The sequence below is a fragment of the Anoxybacillus andreesenii genome (assembly GCF_030813005.1).
In the GTDB taxonomy this organism is placed as follows: Bacteria; Bacillota; Bacilli; order Bacillales; family Cytobacillaceae; genus Robertmurraya; species Robertmurraya andreesenii.
Window position 1 is genome coordinate 1 of sequence record NZ_JAUSTU010000033.1, and the last position, 24,788, is coordinate 24,788.

Annotated in this window: 25 protein-coding genes, 1 tRNA gene and 1 riboswitch; of the genes, 16 read left to right on the plus strand and 10 right to left on the minus strand. The window is 37.6% G+C overall.

The genetic code is table 11. The features are described 5' to 3' along the window. Positions 1-105: 105 nt before the first annotated feature. The 5 genes from J2S07_RS19545 to J2S07_RS19565 all read left to right on the plus strand — a co-directional run bounded on the left by J2S07_RS19545 (position 106) and on the right by J2S07_RS19565 (position 4,961). Entirely contained in the window at positions 106-660 is a 555-nt protein-coding gene (locus J2S07_RS19545) for a sterol carrier protein domain-containing protein (RefSeq protein WP_307152086.1), read from the plus strand. A 205-nt stretch (positions 661-865) separates the two neighbouring features. Beyond that, positions 866-1,591 carry a glucosamine-6-phosphate deaminase gene (nagB, locus tag J2S07_RS19550; protein WP_307152087.1) on the plus strand — a complete coding sequence of 242 codons (726 nt, stop codon included), beginning with the start codon at positions 866-868 and terminating at the stop codon, positions 1,589-1,591. A 147-nt stretch (positions 1,592-1,738) separates the two neighbouring features. Then, complete coding sequence (locus J2S07_RS19555) at positions 1,739-2,512, plus strand: AraC family transcriptional regulator (protein ID WP_307152088.1); 774 nt, start codon at positions 1,739-1,741, stop codon at positions 2,510-2,512. Positions 2,513-2,552: 40 nt separating this feature from the next. Then, positions 2,553-3,296 (plus strand): transglutaminase-like domain-containing protein, encoded by a 744-nt coding sequence (locus tag J2S07_RS19560; RefSeq protein ID WP_307152089.1) that lies wholly within the window; start codon positions 2,553-2,555, stop codon positions 3,294-3,296. Between the two features lie 102 nt (positions 3,297-3,398). After that, positions 3,399-4,961, plus strand: coding sequence for a hypothetical protein (locus J2S07_RS19565; protein WP_307152090.1), 1,563 nt, complete (start codon positions 3,399-3,401; stop codon positions 4,959-4,961). 108 nt (positions 4,962-5,069) lie between these two features. Here the strand turns inward: J2S07_RS19565 and J2S07_RS19570 are convergent, their stop codons facing one another. Then, on the minus strand, positions 5,070-5,696 hold the full coding sequence (locus J2S07_RS19570; protein WP_307152091.1) for a TetR/AcrR family transcriptional regulator: 627 nt from the start codon (positions 5,694-5,696) through the stop codon (positions 5,070-5,072). A gap of 217 nt (positions 5,697-5,913) precedes the next feature. On the opposite strand from J2S07_RS19570, the gene J2S07_RS19575 reads away from it, so the two are divergent. Together J2S07_RS19575 and J2S07_RS19580 are read left to right on the plus strand one after the other, a co-directional pair. Beyond that, positions 5,914-6,450, plus strand: coding sequence for an HXXEE domain-containing protein (locus J2S07_RS19575; protein ID WP_307152092.1), 537 nt, complete (start codon positions 5,914-5,916; stop codon positions 6,448-6,450). A gap of 123 nt (positions 6,451-6,573) precedes the next feature. Then, positions 6,574-7,143, plus strand: coding sequence for a Uma2 family endonuclease (locus J2S07_RS19580; RefSeq protein WP_307152093.1), 570 nt, complete (start codon positions 6,574-6,576; stop codon positions 7,141-7,143). A gap of 204 nt (positions 7,144-7,347) precedes the next feature. Here the strand turns inward: J2S07_RS19580 and J2S07_RS19585 are convergent, their stop codons facing one another. The 3 genes from J2S07_RS19585 to J2S07_RS19595 all read right to left on the minus strand — a co-directional run bounded on the left by J2S07_RS19585 (position 7,348) and on the right by J2S07_RS19595 (position 9,427). Then, positions 7,348-8,316: a thermonuclease family protein gene (locus tag J2S07_RS19585; RefSeq protein WP_307152094.1), complete on the minus strand. Its 969-nt coding sequence runs from the start codon at positions 8,314-8,316 to the stop codon at positions 7,348-7,350. Between the two features lie 159 nt (positions 8,317-8,475). After that, positions 8,476-8,934: a DinB family protein gene (locus tag J2S07_RS19590; RefSeq protein WP_307152095.1), complete on the minus strand. Its 459-nt coding sequence runs from the start codon at positions 8,932-8,934 to the stop codon at positions 8,476-8,478. Positions 8,935-9,031: 97 nt separating this feature from the next. Further along, positions 9,032-9,427: a hypothetical protein gene (locus J2S07_RS19595; RefSeq protein ID WP_307152096.1), complete on the minus strand. Its 396-nt coding sequence runs from the start codon at positions 9,425-9,427 to the stop codon at positions 9,032-9,034. 137 nt (positions 9,428-9,564) lie between these two features. Here J2S07_RS19595 and J2S07_RS19600 point away from each other — a divergent pair, with 137 nt between their 5' ends. The 3 genes from J2S07_RS19600 (at position 9,565) to J2S07_RS19610 (ending at position 11,567) form a co-directional block, all read left to right on the plus strand. Further along, complete coding sequence (locus J2S07_RS19600; RefSeq protein WP_307152097.1) at positions 9,565-10,308, plus strand: N-acetylmuramoyl-L-alanine amidase; 744 nt, start codon at positions 9,565-9,567, stop codon at positions 10,306-10,308. 108 nt (positions 10,309-10,416) lie between these two features. Further along, positions 10,417-11,268 (plus strand): VOC family protein, encoded by an 852-nt coding sequence (locus J2S07_RS19605; RefSeq protein WP_307152098.1) that lies wholly within the window; start codon positions 10,417-10,419, stop codon positions 11,266-11,268. 122 nt (positions 11,269-11,390) lie between these two features. Further along, the gene (locus J2S07_RS19610) at positions 11,391-11,567 is read left to right on the plus strand and encodes a DUF3896 family protein (protein ID WP_307152099.1); all 177 of its coding nucleotides are present in this window, start codon (positions 11,391-11,393) and stop codon (positions 11,565-11,567) included. A 49-nt stretch (positions 11,568-11,616) separates the two neighbouring features. Here the strand turns inward: J2S07_RS19610 and J2S07_RS19615 are convergent, their stop codons facing one another. Then, positions 11,617-13,116, minus strand: a complete 1,500-nt coding sequence (locus J2S07_RS19615) for a pyruvate kinase (protein ID WP_307152100.1) — start codon at positions 13,114-13,116, stop codon at positions 11,617-11,619. Positions 13,117-13,380: 264 nt separating this feature from the next. Here J2S07_RS19615 and J2S07_RS19620 point away from each other — a divergent pair, with 264 nt between their 5' ends. Beyond that, a complete protein-coding gene (locus tag J2S07_RS19620) occupies positions 13,381-13,914 on the plus strand; it encodes a hypothetical protein (protein WP_307152101.1) in 534 nt (177 codons plus the stop codon). A 78-nt stretch (positions 13,915-13,992) separates the two neighbouring features. On the opposite strand, the gene splB is transcribed toward J2S07_RS19620, so the two are convergent. The 4 genes from splB to J2S07_RS19640 form a co-directional block, all read right to left on the minus strand. Continuing rightward, positions 13,993-15,021 (minus strand): spore photoproduct lyase, encoded by a 1,029-nt coding sequence (gene splB / locus J2S07_RS19625; protein ID WP_307152102.1) that lies wholly within the window; start codon positions 15,019-15,021, stop codon positions 13,993-13,995. Beyond that, positions 15,018-15,266 carry a transcriptional regulator SplA domain-containing protein gene (locus J2S07_RS19630; RefSeq protein WP_307152104.1) on the minus strand — a complete coding sequence of 83 codons (249 nt, stop codon included), beginning with the start codon at positions 15,264-15,266 and terminating at the stop codon, positions 15,018-15,020. The genes splB and J2S07_RS19630 overlap by 4 nt, the downstream gene beginning before the upstream one ends. 241 nt (positions 15,267-15,507) lie before the next feature. Further along, positions 15,508-16,461: a UV DNA damage repair endonuclease UvsE gene (gene uvsE / locus J2S07_RS19635; RefSeq protein WP_307152105.1), complete on the minus strand. Its 954-nt coding sequence runs from the start codon at positions 16,459-16,461 to the stop codon at positions 15,508-15,510. Between the two features lie 110 nt (positions 16,462-16,571). Further along, the gene (locus J2S07_RS19640) at positions 16,572-16,811 is read right to left on the minus strand and encodes a YusG family protein (RefSeq protein WP_307152106.1); all 240 of its coding nucleotides are present in this window, start codon (positions 16,809-16,811) and stop codon (positions 16,572-16,574) included. 181 nt (positions 16,812-16,992) lie between these two features. Between J2S07_RS19640 and J2S07_RS19645 the strand changes: the two genes are divergently transcribed. Together J2S07_RS19645 and J2S07_RS19650 are read left to right on the plus strand one after the other, a co-directional pair. Beyond that, positions 16,993-17,346 (plus strand): carboxymuconolactone decarboxylase family protein, encoded by a 354-nt coding sequence (locus J2S07_RS19645; RefSeq protein ID WP_307152114.1) that lies wholly within the window; start codon positions 16,993-16,995, stop codon positions 17,344-17,346. A 770-nt stretch (positions 17,347-18,116) separates the two neighbouring features. Then, positions 18,117-18,845, plus strand: a complete 729-nt coding sequence (locus tag J2S07_RS19650) for a hypothetical protein (protein WP_307152107.1) — start codon at positions 18,117-18,119, stop codon at positions 18,843-18,845. 733 nt (positions 18,846-19,578) lie between these two features. Here J2S07_RS19650 and J2S07_RS19655 read toward each other — a convergent pair. Then, positions 19,579-19,652: transfer RNA gene (locus tag J2S07_RS19655), tRNA-Arg, on the minus strand. Between the two features lie 322 nt (positions 19,653-19,974). Between J2S07_RS19655 and J2S07_RS19660 the strand changes: the two genes are divergently transcribed. From J2S07_RS19660 to J2S07_RS19670, 3 genes are read left to right on the plus strand one after another with little or no spacing between them, the layout of a single operon-like run. Beyond that, the gene (locus J2S07_RS19660) at positions 19,975-20,931 is read left to right on the plus strand and encodes an AAA family ATPase (protein ID WP_307152108.1); all 957 of its coding nucleotides are present in this window, start codon (positions 19,975-19,977) and stop codon (positions 20,929-20,931) included. A 1-nt stretch (position 20,932) separates the two neighbouring features. Next, the gene (locus J2S07_RS19665) at positions 20,933-22,153 is read left to right on the plus strand and encodes a DUF58 domain-containing protein (protein ID WP_307152109.1); all 1,221 of its coding nucleotides are present in this window, start codon (positions 20,933-20,935) and stop codon (positions 22,151-22,153) included. Next, positions 22,150-24,357, plus strand: a complete 2,208-nt coding sequence (locus tag J2S07_RS19670) for a DUF4129 domain-containing transglutaminase family protein (protein WP_307152110.1) — start codon at positions 22,150-22,152, stop codon at positions 24,355-24,357. Before J2S07_RS19665 ends, J2S07_RS19670 begins: the two co-directional genes overlap by 4 nt. Positions 24,358-24,596: 239 nt before the next feature. Beyond that, positions 24,597-24,698: riboswitch (purine riboswitch) on the plus strand. Positions 24,699-24,788 lie beyond the last annotated feature (90 nt).

Consider the following 24,788-nt stretch of genomic DNA (forward strand, 5'->3'; position numbering starts at 1 on the left):
TTAGCGAGGTACCAAATACCCATGATACTCAAGGAATGATAGAAACGGCAAGGTCCTAGTAATTTGTCTTTTCAACACTAAATAGCGAAGAGCCATAATAATCTGGTGATTAAAGAGATAATTTATCAAAACCCTCAGGCTTTATCCAAACTATCGACGTTTCTCAACAGTCAAAACGATCAAATTTCTCGAATTGAGTTGACTACCCAAGATGATGCCGTGGAGTTTTTCATCCATGACCCAAGAAACGGCTCCAATCGTTTAATTCCAAGTGTCTATCATGAAAGCAATAGTGCTGGTGTGGGACTTATGTATCGAATCATCGATATCGAAAAGTTTATCGAACAGTTAAGTGAACACAGTTTTAATCATGAAACGGTCAAATTGGCTATAAATATCATCGATAGTTTTGTAGAAAAGAATAGTCGAAGAGTCGTGATCAATTTTCATGAAGGAAAAGCTGCCGTCATTCAAGAAGACAAGGCAGATGTGGAAATTACCATTGATATATCAGACCTCTCCTCCCTGTTAATGGGTGCGATCCGTTTTCAAAAATTGTATCAATATGGGCGAGTGGAAGTAAGTAAGGTAGAAAAAGTATCAGAAATAGATAGGCTGTTTTCAAATATGCCAAAACCTTTATGCACCACAGCATTCTAATGAGGAGCAACTCTCCCATGTGGCTAATAAGTGGAGACTATTGTGGAACCATTGGGGGGTAACACATAAATATGCAATAAATGGAGGAAATAGAAAATATATGTGAACTCTAATGAGACAGAAGGAAATATTCAGTATTGCGCAGAATATAGAATTAGGAAATAGATAAAACAATTATTGAGATTGAAAAGGAGTTATTTATAGAATGGAAATCATTTCTGTTACACATTATGAGGAAATGAGCGAAAGGGCAGCATCTATTATTGCTGAGCATCTCAGGGCAAAGCCACAAACTACGCTAGGACTAGCAACAGGCTCCACACCAGAGGGATTGTATGAAAAGCTAATTAAGCGAAATCTACAAAAGGAGTTCTCCTTCAAGGGTGTCACGACCTTCAACTTAGATGAGTATGTGGGTCTTTCCAAGGATGATCCGAATAGCTATCACTACTACATGAATGATAAGCTTTTTAAGCATATTGATATAAATCCAGAAAATGCACATCTACCTAATGGAACGGCAGTTGACCTCGATCAGGAATGTCGTAACTATGAGGGATTAATGAAAGATCATCAGATTGATATTCAAATTTTGGGAATTGGTTTAAACGGTCATATCGGGTTTAATGAACCAGGGACTCCTTTTTCAAGCAGGACCCATGTCGTCGATCTAGCGGAGTCAACGATAAAGGCGAACTCACGATTTTTTGAAAAAATGGAGGACGTCCCAACAAAGGCCATCACGATTGGGCTCGAAACGATTATGGAAGCGAAGAAAATCATCTTGCTTGCTTCTGGCGAACAAAAAGCTGAGGCGATGAAACGGCTGATCGACGGAGAGATCACCGAGAGTTTCCCAGCATCCATTTTGCAAAAGCATAGCAATGTTGTGATCATAGCTGATCAAGCTGCTCTAACATTAATGAAATAATAGATTAAAGGGCTAATCATTTAGGTGACTAGTCCTTTTTGTTGTAGTTATACTGAATGATTTTTCATCCATAGGGGAAGTTCGTCTATCAAGAGAATAGTTTCCAGGAAGCCATTCTCTTATACGACCAAGTAAGAGGAGCTCTAAATGAAAAAACTAGTGATCTATTTTCTTAATCAAATGGGTATTTGCGTAGGGGATATTAAAGATATTAGCCCTCACTCCCATCACTTCATTCAAATTTCTATTGGTCATCAAAAGGGATTTAATGTATTGTTCAAAGAAAAGAAAATACATACGCACGCCATGATAATAAGCAATGATGTCGAACATCAATTTACAGGACTTGATGCACGTCAAGTCATTATTCTAATTGATCCAGAATCGATCATTGGTCAGGAATTAAAATCGAAGGTGTTAGGAAAGAAAATGTTCCTTAATTTAGATGTGAACCTGAGGTTACTTTTTCGTTCTGTCAATGCAGAAGAGCCGTTGCAGGTGAATGAACTTCAGGACATTTTAGGTAAGCTGTTCGATCATTTAATTGGATACGACCAAAGTCAAAACAAGTCTGAAAATCATATTGACCCAAGGGTAGCCAACATCCAGTGTCTTATTAAAAATGAAGGGATAGAATTAAACTCAACAGCACTCGCAAAAGCTGTTTTTCTGTCTGAAAGCCGCTTAATGCATCTATTTAAGGAAGAGGTTGGAATTTCAATTAAGTATTTTATTTTGTGGCAAAAGCTTTTAAGAGCGATTCACTTAATGCTCAATGGCAAAAGCTTTACAATTGCTGCTGTAAATGCAGGTTTTTCAGATTCTGCCCACCTTTCGAGGACATTTCGTAGAATGTTTGGTGTTACCCCTAGTGAAGTATTCAAGAATAGCAGCTCCGTTCAAGTAATTATGGAAAATTAAGACTAATATGGAAGTGAGAAAACAAAAGGAGCTGCTTTCAATGAAAGACTATCTTAAAATAACGCCAATCCTAGATTATCAATCTCCTACTATCCAAAGCTTAATTCAAAAGAATGGGTGGGAGAAGCTAGAAGAAGGGGAAAAAATTAAACAAATATATCATTTTGTGAAGGATGATATTAAGTTTGGCTATAATGCTTCAGATGATATTAAAGCTTCACAAGTCTTAGCAGATGGCTACGGCCAATGTAATACAAAATCGACCCTTTTTATGGCGCTGCTAAGAGCGGTCAATATCCCTTGCCGTTTCCATGGCTTTACCATCCATAAGGACTTACAAGAAGGGGCACTAACCCCTCTAGCTTATAAAATGGCACCGAAGGAAATCATTCATAGTTGGGTAGAGGTCTATTTTCAAAGGGAATGGATTTTTTTGGAGGGGCTAATTTTAGATGAAGAATATTTGCAAAAGATCCAGCAAACATTTAGTGATAACAAAGGTTCATTTTGTGGATATGGAATCGCGACAAAGAATTTAAAGAATCCAGGGGTCGTATGGACAGGTAGGAGCACATTTATCCAAAGTGAAGGAATTGCTCAAGATTTTGGTATATTTAATACACCTGATGAATTCTATGAGAAATATGGATCCAATGTTAAAGGGCTAAAGAAGCTTCTATACAGCCATGTTATTAGACATGCTATCAATAAGAATGTTGAAAAAATTAGAAATGGTCATCAAGAGGGAGTTTTTCAGAATTCGAAAGGATCAAAAACAATTTAATCGAGGCTTCTCAGAAGTTTTAGCAAACTTTTGAGAGGCTTCTTTCAGTTCTATGGTTATTGTAAAATAGAGGGGAATCATCTTACAGAATGAGGGTAGACCATGCAATCAATTCGTTTAGAATCTAAATATGAACAATTTGCACCCTTGCTAAATATCCCAGATTTCGACTTGCTCATCATCATGGCGATTGGCTCGAGGGATAGCTTGCATGATGAAATTGCAAGATCTTATCGGAAAAACCGAGATACCCATTATGAATTATTTAAGAACAGCATCTATTATCAGGACAGGAGGCTAGCGAGTCTATCTGTCCAAAATTATCGTGCCATTCAACAGTTTATTGGGATATATCTTCTTGAACAAACGTTTGATTCAAATCAAACGACAATGAAGATGATTAAGAAGGGCTACCGTTTCGTCTATAATTTTGTGAAGAATCAGCTGAAGGTAGATTTCTATAAGCTGAGGGACCAATATATCGACTATGTAAAGAAGAATGTACTAGAGAAAAATATTCATTCAGCCCATCTTTTTGGAATTGCCTTGTATCTCTGTAGGGAGCTCAACAAAACCATTATTTTTGATGAATTTGACATCACCTTGATGAAGGATTCTATTGGTCAGGTCTTTCTAGATATGGTGGCGGAGCCGGAAGAAATGGAGGCAGCGGAAGCATTTCTTGAGCAATATCGAAAAATAGGGATCATGAAGAAGGATTTTAGTTTGCCTTTAAAGGATCTCATTGTGTCGATGAATAAGCAGCACAATGAAGAGCAATCAGAAGAGGGCCTTCATCACGAAATGGAATCCCATGATTTTTATAAAGGGTTAAGCAAGGTCGCTCTGATCCTGCAATATTGCAATATTAATCCATTAGATCTACAAAATATCATAAGCATTGATCAACAGAAAATGAGGGAAATTGTTTCGCTCTGTCTATCGTCTATAGAAATATTTGAGCTAAAGGAAGAACCCCATAGCCTTCTTGGAACCTATTTGTTAATTTATGCCTTGGCAACCGACTATAATTTGACGAAGCATGATTTAATCGTTACCTCTCAGGAGGAGGTGCAGCAAGAGCTCTTTAACCTGAAAAGGGAGTATGAAAGGAAAATTCAGCTCATTGAGAAGGAAGAGGAACAAAAACAAGCGAATATCACACGATTAACAGAGTCAAACAATCGTTTGATTGAACAGGTTCAGGAGCTCGAAAAGCAATTATTGAAAAAAGAGAAGCTGGTTGAAGAGAAAAATGAAAAAATTATAGATTTAGAAAATCAGCTAGATACACTTCGCAAGAAGCTCGTTTCAATGGAAGAGTCCAAGGAGCAGGAATTAAGTGAAGCAGAAATGGCAGCTGTTATAAACGGGAAGAAGTGTGTGATTGTTGGAGGCCTGAAAAGCTGGCAGGATCAATTAAGGGAATGGCTTCCGTCTGCTCGCTTTATTCAACCGGAGGAGCTTGGGATTGATTTGGAATTCATCCAATCGGCAGATCTTGTTTTTTTTAATGAAAGTGTTAATAATCATGCAATGTATCAAAAAATCAAGTCCAAACTCGAAGGCACCGACATCCCGATAAGTTATAGTGGGGGGAATACAAATATGAGGATCTCTCTGAAGAAAATGTATGAGGGGCTCGTGGAACGAGGTAAATTATAACGTCAATCAATCGTTTGATTGTACAAAATGAATGAAAATGATTAGGAGAGAATGAACTAAAATATTTAGGCTCATCTCTCCTCTTTCTGTCTGAAGGTGTTAAAGAACTTAATGTGAATTTTCTTCTTTAAAAATAATTTTATGTCCGATGGTATTCATGGGACCTTTCGTGATAATATTTGCAAGCTCCTCTACCATAAAGTCAAGGGAATAATTATTACCAGCATGAAGCCACCACTTTATGACCCCAATATATGCCGAGCTGATAAAGCTGAGAATAAAGTCAGGAGGTACCTCCAATTGTTCTAAGTCTCCATAAAGGGAGGTGAGAGTCATTTTGAATTTTTCTGATAATAATCTTTCGATCTGGTCAGTGAAGTTTGGGATTCCATTTGGCCCTAGCATGACAATATAAAAATCTTGGTTTTTTTTAATATTTTCAAGAACTCTTCTTAATGTGATTTTGAAACGACTGACATCGACCTCGCCTTTTTTTAGATGAAAAGTAATATTTATCTCTTCCATTAATTCCTCCAAATAGGAATTGCTAATTTGTTCAAGCAGGTCAAATTTATCCTGATAATGCAAATAAAAAGTTGCCCTATTAATTAGAGCTTCTTCAGCAATATCTTGAATGGTTATGGCTTCGAATCCCTTTCTCCCGATAAGGGAAATAAATGCTTCTTTTATTAGTTTCTTCGTCCTCAATACACGTAAGTCCACTTTCTTCGCCATTTCTCCACAACCTTTTAATTTTCGTAAAATATACAACAATTTCGGCACAACCGTCGTTTAAATAACAAAATATAGAAAACTGCTCATTGAATCCATGGGAATATTTTCTATAATGAGATTATATACGACATATTGTTAAATAATCAATGAAACGTCGATAAAAAGGAGGGCAATTACATGTACCTATTTTTGAAGAACAAATTGCTTTGGGGAGAGTATGGAACAGTTGCTTGATATTCAAACACTTATCTGGTTGTTTCCCATTTTGTTTATTTTTCATGACTTTGAAGAAATTATTATGATGGAAAAATGGCTTAATAAATATTCAAATGTGATTTATGAAAAACTACCTAAAAAAATGGCGGATAAAGTAATCAAACAATTTTCGATGTCCACAGCACAATTTGCTGTCGCCGTTTTAATTATCTTTTTACTCGTAAGCGGCTCGACCATAATGGCAATTCAATATCTTAATGATAGTCCTTTTGGAAACATCTATATTTTTACTATTGTTATGCTAACTTTCTTTTTACATGCTTTTACGCATATCGGTCAGTCATTATTATTCCATTCGATAACTCCTGGTGCGTTTACGTCAATCATCATTGTCATTCCTTATAGTTTGGTATTATTCCACACCTTATTAGCGCACGAAATCATCACATGGAACATCATTTTCATTTGTTTGCCTTTTATTTTGTTATTTATTCCAATAGCGTTATTTTCACATTGGGTAGGGAGAAGAGTGGGATAAAAACTCTAAATAACTTTGTAAGGGGTCTTTAGTCACATTCATACTTTATGTAATAATAGTAGTATCTTCCATTTTTGTTGCATGATAACATGGACATAAAGACTTGGAATAGGAGTGGAAAGGATGACTCTATATCTAAATGATCCAATCTCTGTAAAAGATTATTTTGAAATCCGTGAAACTGCTGATGATCGATTGGAATATATTGATGGGTTGGTGTATATGTCTCCCTCTCCATCTACTAAACACCAAAGAATTTCGAGAAAGCTTCTTGTTCAATTTGATCATTTTTTGACAGATAAGTCTTGTGAAGTATTCCATGCTCCCTTTGATGTTGAATTAAAAAAGGAGAATATGGAAGGAACAAAAATTGTCATTCCAGATCTCACTGTGATTTGTGATCGTCATGGTTTTACAGATGCAAGATATGTTGGGGTCCCCAATCTGATTGTCGAAATTCTAAGTCCATCCAATCAAGCACATGATTTAATAACAAAACTAAACCTTTATATGAATTATGGCGTTCAAGAATACTGGATCGTGAATCCTATGTTAAATTCTGTAACGGTTTATGCTCTAAATGAAGAAGAAATGTATATTCAACATGATATTAAAACAGGGGTGGGTGGCATTTCATCCAAGTTTCTAGAAGGATTTATTGTGGAACTAAAAGAGATTTTTAACGATTTCTAATTCCCGAAGTTTTTTTGTATATTCTATCGTTCAAACATTTGAAAAGAAAGAGCAGGGGAAATAACGAGGGAAAAGAAGCTCAAGCGCAGCTTTTAGAGCTGGGGATTGAATTTCCTGGAGGGAAAGAATAAGGAAAAAATGGTCAGAGAGTAAAAGGTCTCTGACCATTTCCTTTTATTCTTTAGGACTTTTTAAGCTTTCATGCTATCGTTCACAAGCATAGTTGTCTTTATCACGGTCCATCTTTGCCTGATAGGCTGGGTGATCGGATGGAACCCCATTCGGGTACACCTTTCGTAATTCGGTACAGTTTTGGAAGTATTCTTTTTCACCTGTAGAAGTAGAAGTGCCTCCAGAATTGCTGCTCGAAGTAGAAGTATTGCCAGACTTACTGTTTGATGCAGAAGAATTACCGGAATTACTACCAGTGGTAGAAGCTCCGCTCGAGCTTGTACCTTTTGAAGCGGTACCCTTCGGATCAAGGTCACCCTTTGTAGTCCCATTTTCTCCAAATGCCCATAGGCCTTTATTTGCTTCCCGTGCCTCTCGCGCATACTTTACAAAATACTCACTGTATTTAACATCAGGTGGATAGGTGGAGGGCTCAGCATAACCGTTAATTACCAAATCAGCATTAAACATTTTGGTGCGGATTTCTTGATCATCCATATCATCAGTAGGAATATCTAGCCACACGATTCGTAATAAGCGTTGATATCGATCAGTTTCGGAAACATCCTTTTGTAGCCAAACTTGCTTTCCTTCTAATTTGGATTTTGTATAATTGCTAGCTTCCTTGCCATACTCTTCTGTTCGGGTAGTAGATTCTGGGGTATTCACACCAACCAGGCGAACCTTGCTTCCGTCAGACAGCTGAACTGTGTCACCGTCAACCACTCTTGATATTGTTGCTGCAACAAGACCGAGTTTTTGAGCTGCAGCTTGTTTTTCCTCTTCCGCTTTTTTAGCAACATCCTGCTTCGCTTGCTCCTCTTTTGCCTGTTGTTCTTCCTCTGTCAGCTTGGCCTCATTGGAGGTCTGTTCAGTAGTTGCTGTTTCTTCCGCTTTATTATTTGATTCGGCCGAATCATTATCGGTGCAGGCCACCATCAACATAGAACTAAGAACGAATCCAGCAATAATCATGAATTTTGATTTTGAAATTTTCTGCATTGCTTTCTCCTTTCTACTTAATGTCCGTCTAGACTTCGCAGATGGACATACGATACTACTCTAGCATAACAAAATCATTCCCACAGTGCCTATAGGAAATTATGGTTGAATGCAATAGAGAAAAGAAAAACCCGCCTGCTTCCTGGCGAGTTCTTGCTCTTATTCAAAATCATATACTTGCTTCATCGCTTTGATCGTACCGAGAATTTCTGACTCGCGGTGTGCCAGCATAATCAATAAATCCCCATGTGTTTCGACATGTCCATAAGGAACCTTGAATTTTACATCGGACTTCCAAAAAAGCTCACCGAAGCTGTTGATTCGACTTTGTTGGTCTTCTAAGTGTTCGATTAGCTCAGTAAGTGTAGGAGGCTTAATCGTCCAATCGGAGACTTTTATATCCGAGCTAAAGAGCTCTGCATATTCCTTAGGAATATTCTGAGATTTTTGTTGGCTGACAAAGAGTAATTTTTCATCTACAAAAAGAATATTGCCAATATGCCAGCGAATGGTATTTTCAAAGTATTTAAATGAATGATCGAGGATGTCTTCATCTAAATCCTTGATCAATGTAAGTAAAGAAGTTCTTGCAAGATTGAATTGTTTTAACATAGACATATCATTCGTCTCCTTTCCATCCCGTTAATACTACTAAGTATAGTGGAAGAAGGCAGTGAATGAAAGAAATATGCCAGGCTAATAACGCACCTGAGAACTAACGATTCCTGTTTTTCGGCTTTATCGTCTTGACCGTTCTAATTAGTGCAAGGAATAAACAAAGAACAATCGAATAAATAATTGTGAGACCCATCACGAAGAGAGCTTGAAAATCTGTGCTAATGGATGGATAGCCACTGTGAGCATTGTAATGAACTTCTTCAGCATCATATCCAAACCAAATAATACATAAGGTAAAGCCAAATAATAAGTATGCAAAAAGTGCCTTTCTATGAAAAATCATGTTCACTAAATGGTTCTTAAAAACGGTTTGGAAGGTGAGAGACGTTTGAGTTTGCGCCGCTACATTTTTCTGCCGCTGGAAAGGCACCAAAAAGAAGGTCATGAGTCCACTGTATATAACCAATAAAATTCCGATTTCCGATATACTCATTTGAACACCTCAAATCCTTGATCTCTATATATTAGACCTTGTGATATAAGAAAAGGTTTCTTTTTTGTTTTGGTTCATCTATAGACAAGCCCAATCAAACGGTTATTGCCTGCATATAATGGCATGGGGTGATAACAATGGTAAAAATTTTTATCGACCCAGGGCATGGGGGAACAGATACGGGAGCCAAGGCTAACGGACTCTTAGAAAAATCGTTAACCTTGGCCATCTCCCTAAGAATACGTGATTTCCTCATGGATTATGAAAATGTCCAGGTCAAAATGAGTCGTGAAACCGATAAGACCGTCACGCTAAAACAACGTACAGATATGGCTAACTCGTGGAAAGCGGATTATCTACTATCCATTCATATTAATGCAGGTGGAGGAGAAGGGTATGAGGATTATATCTATACTTCACCGAGCAAGGCAAGCGTAGCCAACCAGAATATTTTGCATGCAGAGGTCATCAAGCAAACTGGTATGGTGGATCGGGGGAAGAAGCGGAGAAATTTCCACATGGTTAGAGAATCTAACATGCCAGCGATATTGACGGAAAATGGATTTATTGATCATAGGAATGACGCTGCGAATCTTAGTAGATCTTCCTTTATAGAAAAAATCGGACTTGGCCATGTGAATGGTTTGGTTCAGATATTTGGGCTAAAGAAAAAAGTACCTTCAACCCCGGAAAGGAAGCTGACAGGGATGAAACCAAATTGGGCGGATTGGCAATGGCAAGAGGCCGAAGAAACTTTTAAGAAGGCTCGTGACAAAGGAATTCTGAATTCGGATGTATGGGAAAAGAAAGCGGCTGATAAGAATTTGACCTTTGATGAATTGGAGTTTTTGAACCTCGTGTTAAGCGGTAGAGCATTATAAAGAAAGCTCTTTTCTGTTATTGAACTAAGCCCCTTCCTCGCGTGAGTTAGGGGCTTTAATATGTTAAAGTAAATGTGACGAGTTTTTTATAACTGGAGGTTTTCAAGAATGAATTTTCACCAAAAACCTATCACTTTTGTTGGACAGGTTCATTTAAAAGTACAAAATTTAGAACATTCGATTGCTTTCTACGAGGAAGTAATTGGCTTTAAGGTGTTGCAGAAAACGGACAAGGTGGCTGATCTGACTGCTGATGGAAAAACGGTTTTATTAACCATTGAACAGCCGAATCATGTTATCCCAAAGCAGCCGCGTACAACGGGCTTGTATCATTTTGCCCTTTTGTTGCCAAGGCGAGCTGATTTAGGAAGAGTACTGAAGCATTTGTTGCAGGTCGGTTATCCCTTGCAAGGGGCATCTGACCATCTTGTTAGTGAAGCCATTTATTTGGCTGATCCAGACGGAAACGGGATTGAAATTTATTCAGATCGACCAGCTTCTACATGGATATGGAGAGATTTTGAAGTTATGATGGCCACTGAACCAATGGATGCAGAGGGTGTTCTAGCAGAGGGACAAGGAGAGCCTTGGGAGAGTCTTCCACCGGATACGGTAATGGGGCATATCCATTTACATGTATCAGAATTAAGTAAGACGGAAGAGTTTTATACAAAAGGGCTTGGACTTGAAGTCGTAACTCGCTATGGAGGTCAAGCGCTATTTATCTCTTCGGGTAAATATCATCACCATATCGGATTAAATACCTGGAATGGGGTGGGGGCACCACCTCCGCCTGAAAATAGCGTTGGTCTTGAATCATTTACATTGGTTCTACCCAGTGAGGAAGTACGGGCAAACATCGTTACTAGTCTGAAGAAAATGGGTGCATCTGTTACAGAGGAAAAAGGAGAGTTTGTAACCTCAGATCCTTCAGGGAATCGGATCAAATTATTAGTATAGGGAGTGCTACAGCGATAAAAAACGAATAACTGTCACATCCCTGCCACATATATATTAAGATTTGTATGTTATGATGGATATGTAATAAACTTACATTTTGATATGGATAAGGGGTGTGGAAAATGGATTATCAAGAAGTAAAAAGCAAATTGGAAGCGCTTAAAAAAGAACTGATGAAGAAAATGGAAGATCCAAGCTACACAAAAGAAGAAATTGATAGCATCCAAAAATCCATTGACAACTATGAATATATTATTGAATTAACTGATATGAATCATTATGAACGAGGAGCTAGGTAAAGACATTGGAGAAATCCAATGTCTTTTTTCTGGGGATATGATTGAGGGATTAATAGCCGCCGTATTGAACAAAAGAAGAAAGAAATTCGCTCCGTTTAGTTTTATTTTTCAAATACAAGTACTTTACTTGTTCGATTAGGTTAACTGCTTCAATAATATACGGACCTTTATTCAGCATAATACAATCGGCACTTAATCCAATAAATAAATCGGTGATTTCAGTCCTTGCAGGGATTCCCTTTTTCGCCATTTTCTCTAATACTCCTGTTGCCCAAATAACAGGAATATGTGCTGCGTCACAAAGAGCTTTGATGGAATTCTGAAGAATCGCCAGCTGCTCATACCCCATTTCAACGGCTAGATCCCCGCGTGCAATCATGATTCCAAAAGAATCTAGATTGAGGCCCTCCAGCAAAATTTTCGTTAAATGTTGAAAGGCAGCTTTCGTCTCAATTTTGGCCACTATGCCAATTTTTTTTGTTGTTAGACCGTCAATATGCTCTTTTAATTTTTGGATGTCACGCGGCTGATGGACAAAGGAGAGTCCAATAATATCGGCCAGCTCGCATACAATTGGCAAATACTCTATATCCCGCTCGGTTAATGCAGGGAGGTTCAAATAGGTTAAGGAATCCGGCAAATTAATTCCTTTCCCAACTTTCAATTCAACCAGATTTTTATGTGTCCGGATAATTTTTGCCTCCACAAAATTAAGCTCAGTATTGACGATCCTCGCCGTCACCTTACCGTCATCTATAAAAACTCTGTCCCCATATTTTACGTTAGCCAATGCTTTAGGAAGATTGATAGCGAATGAAGGAGCTTCAACCTGGAGAAAGTCGGGAATTCTTTTGGATCTATAAATTCGAATAACCGAATGTTTTTTCAGCTTTATTTTCCCACCCTTTTCAGAGATAGGGAAATCGGGATTGTCTTTTTTAAGCTCAGTTATGCGAATCTTAGGTCCTGGGAGATCCATATAGATTTTGCATCTGCTTCCTTCTTCGTTTGCGGCCTCAATCTCGCGTATTCTACTTACTAATTGTCGCCAAATCTCAGGCCCATCATGAGCACAGTTAATTCTTGCGATGGTCATTCCTGCTCGTAATAGTTCAGTCAAAATTTCGGGATTTTTGATCATAGATTGGTCGAGGGTAACCATGATGGCTTTGTCGTTTATTTCGATATTTGTCCCCAATAGGGCCATTTTTCTATTCTCTTTTATGCTAGCTGCTTCGTCTGGTTCGATTGCTGGGGTGAGGGGCTGGGGCTTATTCTTTTCGCTGGACAGATTATCAATCATTTTATTTAGGGAAAAGCATACATGGGGATGAAGATGGTGGCTAGAAGTTAGCCCGTGACGGATTAAATCCTTTTCCAGATCTTCCGAGACAAACCTTCGAAAAGCTAAAAAAGCGAGTAAATTTTGTTTGCCTTTTTCAGAAGGGGAAGAATGGATATTCAACCCTTTTATTTTCACTGTACTCTCAATTTCATGACAGATCTCAATGAGTTGATTTCTAAGCTTGTTTTTCTCCGGATTTGACATACTCCCACCTCACATGCTCCTAGGAGACAGTTTATGTTTTTTTAGAAAGTTGGTGAGAAGATACATGCTTCTACTGGATAAAGAAATGAAGAGGGCTAAGGAAAAAGTACAAAATCCAGTACCAGACCATAATCTAGAGAAAAGTCCAGAATGTGAAAAAAGAGTTAAAAAGGCACGAAAACAATAACAAATATAGAATTTTCTCTTGATACTAACGTAACGTTATGTTTTATGCTGAAGATAAGGATGAGGAGGTGGTTTTTTATGAATAGTTCCATTTTAAAAAGCGAAGTAGAGGAAAAGTATTTTACCTACCATAAAAAGTCGGGCTATATTGGCTTTATCGGCGCAATGATATTCGTTCTTATTCTTGAGTCTGTCGGAGTATCCTTTCTTCTTTACAATTGGAATCCATTCCTCCACTGGCTTCATTTGATTATTTGCATTCTACTTTTGATATTTCTTATTTGGGATACGAGAGCGGTAATAAAGAATCCCATACTGATAGAAAACGGTCAGCTTTCCATGAAAATTGGAATACGACCACGAATCTTGATCGATATCGAAAATATTGAAGAGATAAAAAGTGGAGGCATCAACTATGAAGCCGATCGAAAGAAAAAGGAAGTCCTAGATCTGTCTTTGTTGGGGTTTGATGGACCGACTTTTGAAATCGTATTGATTGAGCCAATTAAGAATAAAGATTTTTTCGGAAAGGAAAGCGGCTCTATCCGTCGAATCTTCTTTTCAGTTGATGAGAAGGATGAGTTCTATCGAATGATAAAAAGGGAGTCATAAGCTAAAGAAAAGCCTTGATTTTTCAAGGCTTTTTTGCAGGGGCATTAACTTGTTTACTCAATGTTGGTCTGCCATGTGCTATGTGAAATATTCTAATTTTGCATGAGGGAAGAACTTTTCCATATAAGAATATAGATGACTTTTTATATCCTCTTCTTCTTCCTTTTGATAAATATATTTACCTATCCCATATTTTCCCCATTTGTATCTACGCTTCTCTTCGTCTAATTCCAATTTCGTCATCGGATAGTTTTTTTCAATCACTCTTTTTGCCGGCTTGGTAAAACGATGCTGGATAAACTCAAAGGTTAAATTTTTCTTGGCCTCAGGCGGCAATTCAGCTTCCAAGCGCTCGAACATATGGTAATAGCCCTCTTCCCAGCCTTCATGAAGATAAATGGGGGCTACAATAAATCCGAGCGGATATCCGGCCCTTGCCACCTTTCCTGCTGCCTCAATCCTTTTTTCTAAAGGAGAGGTGCCAGGTTCGAAATTTTTCACAACATAATCAGCGTTCATACTGAAGCGAAATCTTGTTTTTCCGTTATGCTTTGCATCGAGCAGGTGATCAACATGATGAAATTTTGTAACAAATCTTAATTTCCCAAGCTCAGATTTCCCAAAATGTTCGATCGCTCTTTTTAAAGTATGTGTCAAATGATCGATTCCAACAATGTCTGATGTACATGAGGCTTCAAATCTTGTCATCTCAGGAGCCCGTTCTTCCATATATTTATCTGCAGCTTCGAGAATTTCCTCCACATTTACATATGTACGGATATAGGGTTTAGTCCCCATAGTTGTCTGTAAATAGCAATAATGGCAATGTCCCATACAGCCTGTAGCAAAGGGGATGGCATACTCTGCCGATGGCTTTGATGTATCAAATTTAAGCGTTTTTCGAATTCCAACTACAAGGGTTGACTTAGCCACTCTATATTTTTGAAAATCATTATCACCGGGAAGATTACGTATCTGATTATGTGATGTAGTCTCTCGTATTTCAATATCTATATTCTTGAATTTCTCATATAGCTCTTGTCCTAAAGGGTATTCTAAGGCTTTGGGTTCAAAATAAACGAGCTTAGGGGTAAAAGGTTTATTCATTCGATAATCCCTTCTGCCGTCTCGCCATAATAAAAATTATAGGCTTGGTTTGCTTCCTCCTCCGTAGCATAAACAGCAATTTCTTCTGATAACGGATAATAGGTCTCGTATAGAAATAGGGCTAATTCATTTTCATTTTCAGGATTATTGACAACGGCAGCTGCTTGTATATTTGCCACATCTTGAGTATGGGGGTTTCGATAAAAAACATACACAATATCTCCAGCTTGGAAAGCATTCTGCATCCTTCTATCACCTTCATTTATTTAGTCATTAATTAAATTTTGTCTTAAGTTCATAAAATTATGATTTCATGATTTTGGAAATGGACTTTTGCGGAAAAAATATCGATTGTTCTGGTCAGTTCATTAACGTTATTCCTGTTTAATGCAATAGACGATTTAGAAATTCCATATTTTTTTACGAAATTGCTTAAGCTATTCCGCTGTATAGTTTTCAATCTAGTAGAAGATTTGGCCGTTCCTATTACCATTCTACCGATGAAGTCGAAAGACGTTTTACGCCTCGAATTTTAGCGACTTCTTCTACAAGCCTAAGCATAGCGAGATTTTTTTGTTTGGCTTCAATCATAATATCAAAGTCCTGATTTAGCTCCTTGGCCATTTTTAAAAAGGGCAGGACAAACTCTAAGGATACATCATCTGCATGAGAACGGAAGGATTCATCTGATTTTGGCGAAGAAAGATGGACCTTAGGTTTCATGTTGAAAGTATTCCACGTGTTAAAAATTCGTTCCAAGTAAAGAAAGAGATCCACTTCTCCTTTATTGGCTAAATAGTGATGATAATCAAGAATCATTGGTATTTTTTCTATTTCACAAGTGTTTAGCGTTTCCAAAACATTATAGGTCTTATCGTCATTTTCAAGCGTCATATATTGCTTAATTTCATTTGGTAACTGTTTGAGATTTTGGTGAAAACGAGCCAAGGTATTTTGCTTATCTCCATAAGCACCGCCAATATGAATATTAATTAATGAAGTGTCTAGTACTTGCATTGCTGCAAGCATTTTATAATGATATTCCATATCTTTCACAGCATTTATCGTAACTTCTTCTTTTGGACTTGTGAAAAGTGTAAATTGATTTGGATGAAAACTTACGCGGAGCTTAAACTTCTGTACGAGTTTTCCTAGCTCTTCCCATTCACTTTTGAAGGGGGTAATGAAATCCCATAATACTTCAGGGTGGGTCGCTAAAGGGACAAGGGAACTTGAAAAACGATATAACTCTATTTCGTTGGCAATATTATAGTGCAGAATTCTTTTTGTGTTTTGAATGTTTTGTGCGGTAACCAACTTAAGTTTTTCCAGCCGCTCGTTTTTGGGGAGAGCTGAATATCGGGCAAAGGTTAAGGCCTTTGAGGGACTCGCATTCCACAAGCCTAATGCATTTGCTACATAGCCAAACCGTATCTTCATCTACTTATGTCTCCTGGAAATAATGGGGTTTAAGAGAGGGGCATGCTGTCTAAATAAAACAGCATGCTCTTGTATATAGAATAAATTCTAACCGTTTGAATCTTAGTTGATTAACACCAGCCGCCATCGTCACAATCGGTATATTTTGCATCAGGCTGTTCAGTTACCGTAACATGCTGATAAATTCTTTGATGATCTGTTTCAAAGTGATGTTCTAACTCAAAAGGAATAGCTTGGGGGAGCTTTATTTTACCAATGGGTGCATTTTCAAGGAATAATTCCAATTCCCCATTAATAATTTTCCCTGTTACCCTGTCTGTTATATCAATTTTTTGCTGTTTCAAAACCATGATCTAGTCACTCTTTTCACTATTTGTTGGTGTATATTCACCATTTTTATTTTTGACCTGTAGAGTTATAAATATTCTTCTGTTGAATAACTGCGGGTTTTTGATTGGGAAATTAAGTTTTGTTTAAAAGACAATAAATGACTCATAATAATTTTGGGTTTAAAAAAGATAAATGGAGCTGATGAAAATGGAAGCTGGACATTCAACTCAATCGGCACTTAAGAAATACAAAGAGTGTATTGGTTTGTTTACACAAAAGATGCCTGAGTTTGCCAGGAAGTTTAATGAGTTTACGGAAGAGTGTTTTAATGAGGGGACATTGTCTCAAAAGCAAAAGCAGTTAATTGCATTAGGAATCAGCATTCATGCTCAGGATGAGTATTGTATAATCTATCATACAAAAGGATGTCTTGATCAAGGATGTTCTGAACAAGAAATTCTAGAAACTGTAGCTGTAACTGCGGCGTTTGGTGGCGGTGCGGCTATGAGTCAGGGAGTCACTTTAGTTCAAGAATGTATAAAAGAATTGAAATAATAATAGTTCACGGAATTAAGATGGAATCAAAAAGATTTCATCTTAGTTCTGTTTATGATTTGTATCTCCGATATTACCATTCTACAAGTGAATTGTTAGACGTTGGATTCCTTTTTCCTACTTAAAAAAGAAAATCGGACTGACTATTACTTCCTTATCAATCTTCTTAATTTTGAAACAGAAAATGATTATCTAAATATTTAGCAGAATACTTAAAACCTTCAAAAAGTGGATTTGGCAGTTAGGAACAACTTTTATGCAATACTAATGAGAAACTATAACTAGAGTTATCTATTTTCATAAAAAAGAGAGGAGTTTAAAGAAATACCCATGATTTTATGGCTAAATCCACTGTTAAGCGAAAAACATCCTATATAACAAGATGGTATAATTCAACAAAAGGAAAATATAAACATATAGACATTACTCTAGTGATATTTTTCTTTACTATATTTCAATGGAGAGGAGGGGAAAAGGGGAAATTTTCCTATTTGCAATTATTTATACACATCATGGAAATATTAAATCAAAATATTAAGTCATACAGAAGAGGTTTAATGATGAAAAAATCTACTAAACTTATTATCGTGGTCCTTCTAATAATAGTTGGCTTCATGATGCATTTCAGTTCCCAATCTATAGAAAATAGTACGGCAATGTATATTAATTACACCGGTAAAGTTATTTTTGCTATTCTTATAGGTATAATGATTTATGATGCATTTAGAAAAGAAAAATAGATAATAGGTTTAAAAAAAGGGAGACTCATGTTGAAAAAAATTATTTCTTCTTTATTAATAACAACTCTGTTATTGTCTGTTGTATCTCCAATCTCGAGTGCTTTGGCTAGGGAAAATAGCTATGATTATAATATTTCTTTCCCTAAGCCAGAGAGAAGTGATGATTTGTCTAATTTAATATTTAATCGTAAAGTTGATAATGAGAAAGTTAGCATTATAGAGGTAACAGAAGACGATGGGACATCTAGTCTCTCTGAATGGAATAAAGAAACAGGTGAAGTTTTCTTCGATGGAGAATATGTTGCTTCCCTTATTTTGGACGAAAACTCTTATGTCGAGGATTCTACAATTATTAGAGAAGACCCTTCTGTATTACAACCATTTTCAACTGTTAAAAAATACGTGATTGGTTCTTCAGACAATCATTTATGGGAAACGATATACAATAAAGATTTGCAAATAGATGTGAGTAAAACTGCAACTGCTATCGCTATTGCAGCAACATTAGCCCAAGCTTTCCTTGAGAGAAAACCAGACCAAAAAGCCACTGCCTTAGTCGCAGCAGCATCTGGAGTAATTGCACTTGGAGTATCCAAAATTTATAATATGAGATATACCCATACTAAAGACCCTAATGTAGGAAAGTGGTCATTCGCTCGTATGGACAGACTCTCTATTTATTCTGGCTCTAGAACACCTGATAACTTAAAAATACAAGTACTCTATTATTATTCAGGAACATATGAAGGTAGTCTTTAAGCTATGACGAACCTAGTTAAGTTTTTGCTTTTATAATGGTCGATTGAAATAAACTTAAAAACTATCGTTATTACTAGTATTTCATGCTCCTATTTTGAAGAAAGTTAGGACAAAATAGGAGCATTTGATGAGAATGTGTAAACTTTAACGATGTGTGCAAAAAGGTCGTTATCTTTAACGGAAATTAACCGCTTTTCATTCATTTTATTACGTTAACAAAATGTTAGGTATAAGGTAATAAGTACTGAACATGCAACTGTTTAATTTAATGATTTTCTTCGTGTTCTTAAATTTCGGCCAAATATTACAGTACATGGTCTAAGGCACAAACCTACTATAAACTTCTTAACAGTAAATTTCATACTTCCGTTTTTTACGCCTCTAAAAACTAGGCACTGTTAAAGTGTAATGTTGATATGTACATGCCCCTATTCTATTTATTTAAAAAATACATATTTTTACATACAGAAATTTTACCATATAACATATTGATTGGTTGCACTTAATTAATATTTCTTATTCACTAAACTGCCCATTAGTTGAAGAAGGGAGAGTTTATGTACTTATTCAAGTCTCTCCACTCATACTAAATGTCCTGAAACAGATCGGAAATGCTGTTTAAAAACAGTAAAAAATTAAATCCTGCCCCATTTCTGCCCCAAACATAAATTTTAAGAGGTGTTTATACGAGGTAAAATAAAAAGAAACCCTGTCATAACAAGGTTTCTCGTAGCGTCCCAGGAGGGATTCGAACCCCCGACCTACAGTTTAGGAAACTGTTGCTCTATCCTACTGAGCTACTGGGACATAAATAGTAATAATAAAATTATTTAGTTTACACAAACGAAAACTGTCGTCCTGATCTCAGAAAGAATCAGCATTAATTATTATAGTTTATTCTCAAAAAAGGTCAAGTAGTACGTGCTTTTTCTCAAAAAAACTCCAAATAAAGAAGGCTTCTGAGCTCTCCCATAAATTAACTGAAACCAATCTAATCTAAATTCGTCAATTTCATTAATGGGAAACTCTTAATTGTAAATTTTCCCCTATACACAGGATTTTTGCTGAAATGTATCGAATTAAGAGGGGATAGAAGCAACAGCAAATGTTTGATTACGGGAGGAAGAGCATGGCACAAATACAAATGAATCCAACGATTGAAAGAATATTAAAGAATATAGATAAGGTCATGATCGGAAAGAGGAATGTCGCCGAGTTAAGCTTGGTTGCGTTACTAGCTGAAGGACATGTTCTTCTTGAGGATGTACCGGGTGTCGGAAAAACGATGATGGTACGGGCGCTTGCGAAATCTGTCAATGCGAACTTTCGCCGCATTCAGTTTACGCCAGATTTATTACCATCCGATGTGACAGGGGTTTCTATCTACAACCCAAAGGAAATGGAATTCCAATTTAGGCCGGGGCCGATTATGGGGAATATCATCCTGGCTGATGAAATTAACCGGACTTCCCCGAAGACGCAGTCTGCTCTTTTAGAGGGAATGGAGGAGAGCAGTGTTACGATCGATGGAGTGACACATCGACTGGAGAAGCCTTTCTTTGTTATGGCAACCCAGAACCCTATTGAATATGAAGGAACGTACCCACTTCCAGAAGCCCAGCTTGATCGATTTTTACTAAAAATGAAGATGGGGTATCCAGATGTTGAAGAGGAAATGGAAGTCTTGAGTCGCGCTCAAAAGGTTGCTCCTATCGAGGAGCTTGAAGCGGTCATTGATTTAGGAGAGCTTCGGGAATTACAGCAGGAAATCAAGCAGGTCACAGTCGATGATACGCTTAAGCGATATATTGTAGATATTGCAAACTGGACAAGGACGGATAGCCATGTGTACTTGGGAGCTAGTCCGCGTGGATCCATCGCATTAATGAAGGCCGCTCAAGCCTACGCCTATATGTATGGAAGAGATTATGTGCTACCTGATGATATTCAATATCTGGCACCATATGTCTTTTCCCATCGGATTATCCTCAAGTCTGAAGCTAAATTTGAAGGAATCACAGCTGAAGATATCGTGCATCGAGTCTTAAGCAGGGTTCCGGTTCCTGTACAAAGGTTAGTGAAATAAGATGAAAGAATCTTTTGCACGTCTAAAGCCAATTTGGAAATTGCTTATCCTATTATTCTTGATTGTCTTGACCTTCTCCTATGCTATGTTTCAAGGGGGCTTTGTCAGCTGGTTTTTATTCTATAGCTTTGTTCCTTTTGCTTTATATGGTCTATTTCTATCATTTTATAAGCTTGGGAATATAGAGGTTATTAGAGGTTTTGAGAAGTCGGAATTTAATGCGGGTGAAAAACTAGTCGTCAACATTAGAATGAAAAGAAGATCAGCATTTCCTCTGTTTTATATGGTAATCGAGGACAACCTGAGTGCATCCTTAGCACTCTCTGTAAAAAATAAGTCTACTAAAGCGTTGATTTTTCCTTATTTTCGCAAGGAGATTGATTTTGAATATACGATTGAGGCACTTCCAAGGGGGGAGCATCATTTCCAGGGCATCCAAGTAAAAGTTGGAGACTTGCTTGGTTTAATTGAAAAGCAAACCACATTTCCAACCGCTGATGATAAAATTATCGTCTATCCTGCATATGAGGAATTAATCTATCGGACGATGGACCATCATTATGATCAAGGGATGACGGCTTCGAAGGAAAGAGTACAAAGAGACACCTCGATGGCGGTGGGAATTAGAGATTATCAACCTGGGGACCGTTTTTCCTGGATAAACTGGAAGGCTACAGCCAAAAGAAATGAAATTATGACGAAGGAATTCGAACAACGGAAATCACATGATGTCCTTATTTTAATGGATTGTGCTCCAGAAAAGAATTTTGAAGCGATTGTATCTTTTACAGCTTCGATTGTAAAAGCAATCTTAAGCAAAGGGGCTCAGGTTGGATTTCTGTCGTCGAGTAGTGAGAGAGTAGCTTTTCCTATTCGAAATGGTGAGGCGCATCAGCAGCAGATTTTTTATCATTTAGCAAAGGTGAAGGACGATAGCCCTGTTCCACTTGATGTTGTTTTAGAGGTTGAAGGGTTTTCGCTTTGGCAGAATGCATCCTTAATGCTTGTTTCTGGCCAGCTTACGAAAAGCCTTGTTGAAAAAGCAGGGCGGTTTTCGGCAAAGCAGGGCCTCGTCACGATCCTTTTGATCAAGGGAAAAAATGAATCTGCAACCGACTTAGAAAGAGCCTTGAAAGCAGAAGCAAATGCGCGGGGAGTCAGAGTCGTATTTATCGCAGAGGGCCAATTTTCCGCTGCCTTTTCGGAGGTGAATCAAGGTTGAAAATTCAGGAGAAACAGGGGAAAGTTCTTAACTTTTTTCTATATACATGTGGTTTTCTGCTTTTATGGGAATGGCTTCGGCCGCTTAAGGAATTAACAGACACGGCAAATATGAGTGTGTTCATTTTCTTCTTATGCCTTGCCTTTACACTTGCCTATTTGAATGTTCATTTTTTTATCCGCACTGGATTAAAGCTGTTATATGTATTTTACACATTGAATTTCCTCTATTTCGAGGGTTCCTTTTTTCGATTTAAATGGCTTGTCTTTTTGTTCCAGGATGTTAGAGAAAATATGTCCGTTGTTTTTCAGGGAGATTGGATGAAATTAAGTGATTCTTTTCGAAGTCTTCTTTTCTTCCTTTTACTTGCACTCATGGCCTATTTACTCCATTATTGGCTCATCCAGCGAAAACAGATATTTGTTTTTTTCTTTATGACGCTCGTTTTCATCACCGTTTTAGATACCTTTACCCCTTATGAAGCGAAGGGGGCTATTGTTCGCTCTGTAATGATCGGGTTTGTGGTAATGGGCATACTAACATTCTTTCGCTTAGTTGAGAAAGAGAGAGTGCAAACGCAAGCTGGCTTCGTTAAAAAATGGATGGCACCATTACTAGTCATGACTTGTTTCAGTGTACTAATCGGTTACTCGGTACCGAAAGCAAGTCCCATTTGGCCTGATCCGGTTCCATATATTAAATCCTATTCACAAGGAAGCGGTACAGATGGTTCCGGTGGAGAGAAAAAGGTTGGATATGGGATAGATGATTCAAAGCTTGGTGGACCTTTTAAGGCGGACAATACGATCGTTTATGAAACGGAAGTCGATTCAAGACAGTATTGGAAGGTGGAAACAAAGGATGTCTACACCGGCAAAGGGTGGATCTCCTCTGTGGAAGAAGGAGAAAGGGTTTCCTTTGATCAAAATGAAAATTTCCCGATTGCTTCTTACACGAATCCAAATATAAAGACTGAAGATCGAACAGCGATCATTAAACCGGTGGTTAACTATCCACACCTTATTTACCCGCTCGGCTTAAGGTCTGTTCAAAATGATTCTCAGAACACGTTTGAAGTTGATTTAAGCCTGGAAAAAATATATACGTCAAACCCAATTGATGGTCCGGGGATTAAGGAATATTCTGTTGAGTACGCGAACCCAAAATTTAGTGTGAAATCGATGATGAGTATCGTCGATAATCAGCATCCAGAACTTACAGGGGAGTTTCTTGAAAGGTATACGCAATTGCCCGAAGAACTGCCTCAAAGAGTGAAAGACTTAGCTTTAGAGCTGACAAAGGATAAGACGAATTGGTATGACAAGGCGAAGACCATCGAGAATTATTTTGATGGTCCCCAGTTCCAATATGATCAAAAGGATGTCGCGATTCCTAGTAGAAATGAAGATTATGTAGACCAATTTCTGTTTGAGACACACAAGGGATATTGCGATAATTTTTCCACCTCGATGCTTGTGATGGTGCGTTCTCTTGGAATCCCGGCTAGATGGGTAAAGGGTTATACGCAAGGTGACTTTCGTGGACTGGGTGATTCGGGTAAGAGGCTCTATGTCGTCACCAATAATAATGCTCATTCATGGGTAGAGGTGTATTTTCCTAATATCGGATGGGTACCATTTGAACCGACAAAAGGATTTGCGAATAATATCCAATTTGCATACGATCAGGTCTCTCAAAATACCGGGACAGATGTACAGCAAACACCACAGGCTCCGAAGGTAGAAATGCCAAAGGATGAAAAGAAGACAGCCTCAGCCAAGAAATCTTCTTTCTCATGGAAGGAGACATGGTCGAATGCGAAGGATTTCTTAAATAAGTATTGGTATTTATTCATTCTCGCTCTATTGGTGATTGGATTTGTTATTTATGGATTGTACCGAACACGACTAAAATGGCTGCCTTGTTACTATGTATATCGATTCAAACGTAGAAGAAAAGACGAGGATTTCCCTGCTGCCTATTTTACGCTGTTAAACCATCTAAATCGCTATGGTCTAACAAGAAAACAAGGACAAACATTGAGGGACTATGCTGAGTATGTGGATCGCTATTTCTCTTCCGAGGAAATGGGGATTTTAACGGAAAATTACGAACAATATGTCTATAAAGGCCATTTAGAGAAAGGAACATGGGAAGAAACAAGGGAATTGTGGGAAAATTTAATTAAAAAGACAATCGCTTGACCTGAAAATATTCATGTTGTTACAATATGACTTAATTATGAAAGCTCTTTTCTCAAACATTGTTGCTTTTGAACAATAAATGATGAGACAAAACTTCTGTTTTTTCAGGCTATCTGTAGAAACAACGGAGAAAAGTGCTGCTTATTCTATGCGTATCGCACGCCTAGTATGAAACGGAATGGCCGGTATTAAGGACATTCCAGAACAGTATTCCGTGCGAAACAGCCATTATGAAAGAGTTAAAACATACATGAATCCTTCATATATCCTCGGTAATATGGTCCGAGAGTCTCTACCAAATCACCTTAAATGATTTGACTATGAAGGCAGGATATTCTAATTGTCTTTCTATGAAACTAGAATTCTGCCTTCGATCTATTTTTTGAAGGAGAGTTCTAGTTTTTTTATATTTCCTGTACTAAGTAGGTAAA

What these genes read in the sequence shown, in the direction of transcription:
- nagB (WP_307152087.1), top strand. Translation starts at nt 866, where the DNA reads ATGGAAATCATTTCTGTTACACATTATGAGGAAATGAGCGAAAGGGCA.
- J2S07_RS19555 (WP_307152088.1), top strand. Translation starts at nt 1,739, where the DNA reads ATGAAAAAACTAGTGATCTATTTTCTTAATCAAATGGGTATTTGCGTA.
- J2S07_RS19560 (WP_307152089.1), top strand. Translation starts at nt 2,553, where the DNA reads ATGAAAGACTATCTTAAAATAACGCCAATCCTAGATTATCAATCTCCT.
- J2S07_RS19565 (WP_307152090.1), top strand. Translation starts at nt 3,399, where the DNA reads ATGCAATCAATTCGTTTAGAATCTAAATATGAACAATTTGCACCCTTG.
- J2S07_RS19570 (WP_307152091.1), bottom strand. Translation starts at nt 5,696, where the DNA reads ATGGCGAAGAAAGTGGACTTACGTGTATTGAGGACGAAGAAACTAATA.
- J2S07_RS19575 (WP_307152092.1), top strand. Translation starts at nt 5,914, where the DNA reads ATGGAACAGTTGCTTGATATTCAAACACTTATCTGGTTGTTTCCCATT.
- J2S07_RS19580 (WP_307152093.1), top strand. Translation starts at nt 6,574, where the DNA reads ATGACTCTATATCTAAATGATCCAATCTCTGTAAAAGATTATTTTGAA.
- J2S07_RS19585 (WP_307152094.1), bottom strand. Translation starts at nt 8,316, where the DNA reads ATGCAGAAAATTTCAAAATCAAAATTCATGATTATTGCTGGATTCGTT.
- J2S07_RS19590 (WP_307152095.1), bottom strand. Translation starts at nt 8,934, where the DNA reads ATGTCTATGTTAAAACAATTCAATCTTGCAAGAACTTCTTTACTTACA.
- J2S07_RS19595 (WP_307152096.1), bottom strand. Translation starts at nt 9,427, where the DNA reads ATGAGTATATCGGAAATCGGAATTTTATTGGTTATATACAGTGGACTC.
- J2S07_RS19600 (WP_307152097.1), top strand. Translation starts at nt 9,565, where the DNA reads ATGGTAAAAATTTTTATCGACCCAGGGCATGGGGGAACAGATACGGGA.
- J2S07_RS19605 (WP_307152098.1), top strand. Translation starts at nt 10,417, where the DNA reads ATGAATTTTCACCAAAAACCTATCACTTTTGTTGGACAGGTTCATTTA.
- J2S07_RS19610 (WP_307152099.1), top strand. Translation starts at nt 11,391, where the DNA reads ATGGATTATCAAGAAGTAAAAAGCAAATTGGAAGCGCTTAAAAAAGAA.
- J2S07_RS19615 (WP_307152100.1), bottom strand. Translation starts at nt 13,116, where the DNA reads ATGTCAAATCCGGAGAAAAACAAGCTTAGAAATCAACTCATTGAGATC.
- J2S07_RS19620 (WP_307152101.1), top strand. Translation starts at nt 13,381, where the DNA reads ATGAATAGTTCCATTTTAAAAAGCGAAGTAGAGGAAAAGTATTTTACC.
- splB (WP_307152102.1), bottom strand. Translation starts at nt 15,021, where the DNA reads ATGAATAAACCTTTTACCCCTAAGCTCGTTTATTTTGAACCCAAAGCC.
- J2S07_RS19630 (WP_307152104.1), bottom strand. Translation starts at nt 15,266, where the DNA reads ATGCAGAATGCTTTCCAAGCTGGAGATATTGTGTATGTTTTTTATCGA.
- uvsE (WP_307152105.1), bottom strand. Translation starts at nt 16,461, where the DNA reads ATGAAGATACGGTTTGGCTATGTAGCAAATGCATTAGGCTTGTGGAAT.
- J2S07_RS19640 (WP_307152106.1), bottom strand. Translation starts at nt 16,811, where the DNA reads ATGGTTTTGAAACAGCAAAAAATTGATATAACAGACAGGGTAACAGGG.
- J2S07_RS19645 (WP_307152114.1), top strand. Translation starts at nt 16,993, where the DNA reads ATGAAAATGGAAGCTGGACATTCAACTCAATCGGCACTTAAGAAATAC.
- J2S07_RS19660 (WP_307152108.1), top strand. Translation starts at nt 19,975, where the DNA reads ATGGCACAAATACAAATGAATCCAACGATTGAAAGAATATTAAAGAAT.
- J2S07_RS19665 (WP_307152109.1), top strand. Translation starts at nt 20,933, where the DNA reads ATGAAAGAATCTTTTGCACGTCTAAAGCCAATTTGGAAATTGCTTATC.